This window comes from Thermostichus sp. MS-CIW-41 (assembly GCF_054058915.1).
Genome location: NZ_JBSSBO010000081.1, coordinates 1 through 5,110, shown reverse-complemented (window position 1 = coordinate 5,110; position 5,110 = coordinate 1). Strand labels below are relative to the sequence as shown.

Below are 5,110 nucleotides of genomic sequence, written 5' to 3'. Positions count from 1 at the left end.
ACAACTCTTTGCCGCAAATCCAAAGAATGAGTCGGCATTCCTTTCTCTCCTTCCTCTTGAATACCTGTACCCTATTTTAAATTAAAAGGCTGTATTATACATTATTTTCAGTATAGTTGAGCTTATTATTGACTAGAGTCATGCTCTCAGAAGAATTGAACTGGCAAAAAAAGTTAAAGCACTTGCGAAAACTACCCTGCCCACCCTTTTTTTCATATCCTTCAAGTCCCCCCTTGCCGACTAGGGCAGCACCGCCTAGAGCCTAGCATGGGGCAGCTTTCTGCTGGCTACTGGGGTGTTGAGCTGCCGCAGAGGGATCCCGCCCTGGCAAAGCCTCAGCCTAACGAGCGTATTTGAGTACCAAGACATCTTTCATGCCCGCAAGGACTCCGTCCCGCTACCGCGTTCGCGTTAGCGTCGCGTAGCGACAACAGCTCATCTCGAGAACGGGCAGCCAAACGCCAACCTGAGGGCACATCGCGGATGGCCTGATGGTGCCAAGAGACCACAGAGATTTCTTCTGCGCCGACGACTTGGTGTAGCCGTGTGGAGCGGATCAGGCTGACATTGTGGCGTTCGCGTTAGCGTCGCGTAGCGACAATGGGCTTGCGAAAGGACTCCGTCCCGCTACCGCGAACAGCTTGCCGCCACTGACCACATTTAACAATTGCATCCCCCGGCAAATGCCTAAAACAGGGATCCCCTGGGCCAGCACGGCCTGAGCCAAGGCCACCTCAAATCGATCCCGCTCCGCGTTCACATAGCGCACCTGGGGATGTTGCGGATCTTCTCCAAAGGACTCCGTCCCGCTACCGCGAAAGGTGCTGGGGCAGAGGTCGCCGCCACCGGTCAACACCAGGCCATCCACCCAAGACAGCAAAACCTGGGGCTCGCTTTCGCCTGGGGGAAAAAGAACAGGGATCCCTCCGGCAGCACGAATGGCATCCACATAGCGGCCTGGCGCTACAAAGTCTCCCTCGTCATTGCGGTTGCGGGTGGTAACGCCGATGAGCGGTCGATTTGAAAAAGGGGATGTCCGATTCATCCTTCTACGATAGCCTCATTTCCCAATGTTGATGGTGCTATGCCTACGGCAGAGGAACCGCACCACTGTCCTGAGCAGAAAAATCCAAAGTTTTCCCCCGCGATAGGAGTTAAATCTCGTTGTTGCGCAACGCTAACGCAAAGGGATCCCAGAAATCGCCGAAGCCATTAACCTTTCCCAAGGAAGTAGCGGCGGCTGATCCCTTGGGCCAGCAAGACGAACAACACCAGGGATCCCTGAATCACACCGGCCAAAGAAGACTCCAATTGCAAAGAGAGAGGCAGTTGCAAGCTGCCGATGTTAAGACTGCTGAAGAAAAAGGCAATCGGCAAAATCAGCAGGGGGTTAAAGCCTGCCAGCATCACCACCAACAAGGCCAGAAAGCCCAAATTGCTGGAGATATTGGGGATGAGGCGATGGAACAGAGCCAACACCTGCAAGGCGCCCGCCAGCCCTGCTAAGCCCCCACAGCAGGCAAATGCCATGAGCAACCTGCGGGTAGCCGGGATCCCCAACCGGAAAGCAGCTACAGGGTTTTTCCCCACCGCCCGCAACTGCAGGCCGAAGCGAGTGTTGCCCACCACCAGCACCGTCAGGGCCAAAGCCAACAGGGCCAGCAGCAACGCCACCAGACTGGCCTCTGACCGCCCCCAGGTGGGCAACCACAGACGGGGATCCAACACTTCCGTCCCGCTCATGGAAGCCACCCCCGGCCTTTTCCAAGGGCCGAAGATCAGGTAGAGCACCCAACCTTGGGCAACAAAATTCAGCCCCAGCCCAGCGAAGATCTCGTTGACCCGCCCCCACACATTCAGGATCCCGGCCAACAGGCCCCAGCCCGCCCCCCCCAGGATCCCGGCCAAAAGCGCCAAGGTAATGGCCAGTGGCGGCGGCAACCATCCCGCTTCCAGACGCACCAGAAACGTGGCCGCAATTGCCCCGACCACCATTTGCCCTTCGATGCCCAAGTTGTAGAGACCGGCAACAAACGTAAACACCAGCCCACAGCAGCAGAGGACAAGGGGAGCCAGCGTTGCCAAAACCCGGCCAAACTGAGCTTCAGTGCCGAAGGCCCCCTGCCACATGCTGGCCGCCACCTGGAGAGGTGAAGCCCCCGCCAGCAGGATCACCCCCGCCACAAATAGCAGCGCTGCCAGCCAAGCCAATCCCTGGATTACCCAGGTACGCTCTAGAGACACCCACGACCGGCCCGATTCCGCTATTCCCGCCATGCTTTAACACTTCCTAGGATTCTTAAACTTAAGATTTTTAAACTCAAAGAGGCTCCCCGCTGCCCTGCTCCAAGAGGGGATCCAAACGGCGCACCAGTTGCCAGCCCTCCACCGCCGCTAGAGGTTGTAACCCCAAATCCCGGATCTCCACCTGTTCTGCCTGCACCGGAGAAACCCAAAGGTAGTCTCCATATTCCCCTCGTTGCAGAGCCTGATCATCCACCCATCTCCCCGGATTAGGGGTATAAAAAGCGATGGCCTGGGCCTGACAGACATCCGGCAAGCCGCTGCGGCCAATATCCACCACCGTCTCCCCAGCCTCTGTCGAGGACTCCGTCCGAATAGCGCGAACGGACGGGGGCAGCATTTGGTTCCAATCCATTTGGGCAAAAGCAGGGCTGAAGTTGCCGAAATCAGGCCGCAAGACGATGGTGATCATAGCGAGGATCCCGGCCAACAAGAGGGTTCCCACCCACAGACTGCCGGCACAGCGCAACACCCGCCGCCAACTCCAGATCCCCGGCAGCAAGAGGTACAAAAGACCCATCGCCACCAGCGGCCAAGCGTGGGATTGCAGAAGCTCCAGACCGTCTACGCCCAGCCGGACGGCCACCCCCAAACCCAACAGCAGCAGCCCCACCGCTGCCAGGCCCCAAGAGATCACCTGAGCCAGACGGGGCTTTAAGTGCTCCGCACCGCTGACGCGACCCCGCATAGCCAACGCTTGATCCAAGGCTACCCCGGCCAAGAGAGCCAGCCAGGGGTAAAGCTGCACGGTGTAGTAGGGGGTTTTGGTGGGATAAAGCTGCAACAACAACAACAGCAGCAGGGGGAAAGACCAGATCAGCAGCGTGGATCCCGGCTGCTGGCGCACCAGGAGAAAGCCACCCACCAAAGCCAAAACCGTCCACGGGAAGCCATGAACGGGAATGTGCCAAAAGTAGTACCAGCCGGTGGCATCCGCATGGAAGGGCTCTTGCCCCAGATCCCACACCTTCCCCACCAGGGTGGTCAGCACCTGTGGGCCATACACCTGCATGGCTGGACCTAGCCAGAGGCCAAAAATCCCCAAGCCCAGCCCAAGCGCCAGCCAAAATGGGGCGGATCCCATCCAGCGGCGCCGTTGCTGCACGAGATAGGGGATCAAAGCCGCCCCCGGCAGCAGGATCATGGCACTTTTCATCAGCAGGCCCAGCCCGAAGGCCACTCCGGTTAGCCAAAACCAAACCCTGTGGCCGCGGATACCGTTGACCAGCCCCAGGATCCCCAGCAGCTCCAGAAAGGTCAAGGGCACATCCTGCCCCACCAGCCGCCCCTGCTGCACCCAGAGGTAGCACAGGGGCAAAACCGCCATCCCCAAAAGGACCGCCCGCATTGGCAAAAAAGGTCGCCCAATCCAGCCCACCAGGGGAATGGAGAGCAAAGCAGCGAGGATCCCTGGCAGCCGCGCTGCCCACTCGTTTACCCCGTACAGGGCAAAACTGAGGGCCACGCTCCAGGTGAGCAGAGGGGGTTTCTCGAAAAAAGGCTCCCCCAAAAAAGTGGGCCCCAGCCAATGCCCTCCCCGCAGCAGCTCGCGGGCCATTTGGGCATAAAAGCTCTCGTCGCAGCCAGCCAAACTGGGATCCGCCCCCGAAAGCACAAACAGAGGCACTGCCAGGCCCATGACTAGTAGGCTTAGGCCCCAAAAGGGCACTAGGTGCGGGTCGCGGCGAAACTGAACGAAGGAGCTGGATCCCGGCAGGGATCTGCGGCTAGGAGAACTGCCCAGACGGTTGGGGTTGCCGAAAGGACGCATGGGACTCCGTCCCGCTAACGCGATGGGACAAGTCAGCAAGGGGCGGCTCTAACCAGACTAGACAAGGACTCCGTCCCGCTTACGCGATCGGCAGAATTTTTTAGGGAAGCTCCAGAGATCCAGAGGAGCTCTAAGGACTCCGTCCCGCTTACGCGATCAGCTTATCTGCCGGCAAGGTTAAGCCCTGAAACCAGCTAAAAAACTGCAAGGACTCCGTCCCGCTGACGCGATAGGCTGCCAAGCGGACTTGGGTTTTGCGGATCCCACGCAGGGTGGTTTCCTGTTGCTCGCTTAAGGACTCCGTCCCGCTGACGCGAACGGGATCCTGATCCAGACGTAACAAGGCTTGCACAATGGCTTCCGTTGTTTCAGAGCCCAGAGCACAGCTCGACTGGGCCAACATTCCCAGATCAAAGCCAAAGGTTTCAGAAAGGACTCCGTGCCGGCTGCAAAAAGTGAAACACGAAGCGAAAGTAGGGGATCAGCATCAAAAACGAAGCTGTGCCCAGCAGCAGATTCAGCCCGACGAGCAACCCTGGAGGGTGTTGCTCCGCAACGCCAACACGAACGTAAAAGCCCAGGGCTGCCGAACTCCACAAACTGACCACATTGGCCAAAATCAGGAAAAAGAAGAGGTAGAAATTGACTTTCTCGCGCAAAAACAGCTCCGTGACCTTTGGCGTGAAGCGATCCGCGCTCAACTGCACCACAATGGCCACCACCGAGAGGGTAAAGCCCAGCACCCCCGACAACACCTGAGCCAAGGTGGTTACAAATTCCTGCAAAGCTTCTGTATCCTGCGTGGATCCCGCCCGAACCAGGTTCAACCCGCTCTGGATCCAGCGATGCCCGCTCCAGGCCCAAAGCAAACCTGCCCCCACCACTGCAGCACTCCAGGGCAGAAAGCGGGGGCGACGCCCAACAAAGCCTGGATCTGTGTGTCTGATACATTTACGCTGAACACTGCTGAACATCACTGTTCAACTATGCAGCGATAGCATTCTGTTTGTTTCCAAACAGAATGGCGGTATCCCG

6 protein-coding genes are annotated in these 5,110 nt (G+C 58.3%); all 6 read right to left on the bottom strand.

The window, feature by feature from the left end; genetic code table 11:
• Positions 1-335: 335 nt before the first annotated feature.
• Positions 336-557 (bottom strand): gamma-glutamyl-gamma-aminobutyrate hydrolase family protein, encoded by a 222-nt coding sequence (locus tag ACVWXE_RS14160; protein WP_457490626.1) that lies wholly within the window; start codon positions 555-557, stop codon positions 336-338.
• Positions 557-1,045 (bottom strand): gamma-glutamyl-gamma-aminobutyrate hydrolase family protein, encoded by a 489-nt coding sequence (locus tag ACVWXE_RS14155; RefSeq protein ID WP_457490625.1) that lies wholly within the window; start codon positions 1,043-1,045, stop codon positions 557-559. The genes ACVWXE_RS14160 and ACVWXE_RS14155 overlap by 1 nt, the downstream gene beginning before the upstream one ends.
• 167 nt (positions 1,046-1,212) lie before the next feature.
• Entirely contained in the window at positions 1,213-2,277 is a 1,065-nt protein-coding gene (locus tag ACVWXE_RS14150) for an ABC transporter permease (protein ID WP_457490624.1), read from the bottom strand.
• Positions 2,278-2,320: 43 nt separating this feature from the next.
• Positions 2,321-4,075: an ArnT family glycosyltransferase gene (locus ACVWXE_RS14145; RefSeq protein ID WP_457490623.1), complete on the bottom strand. Its 1,755-nt coding sequence runs from the start codon at positions 4,073-4,075 to the stop codon at positions 2,321-2,323.
• Between the two features lie 148 nt (positions 4,076-4,223).
• Positions 4,224-4,478, bottom strand: a complete 255-nt coding sequence (locus ACVWXE_RS14140; protein ID WP_457415353.1) for a hypothetical protein — start codon at positions 4,476-4,478, stop codon at positions 4,224-4,226.
• Positions 4,479-4,500: 22 nt separating this feature from the next.
• The gene (locus ACVWXE_RS14135) at positions 4,501-5,049 is read right to left on the bottom strand and encodes a DUF2254 family protein (protein WP_457490622.1); all 549 of its coding nucleotides are present in this window, start codon (positions 5,047-5,049) and stop codon (positions 4,501-4,503) included.
• Positions 5,050-5,110: the final 61 nt, after the last annotated feature.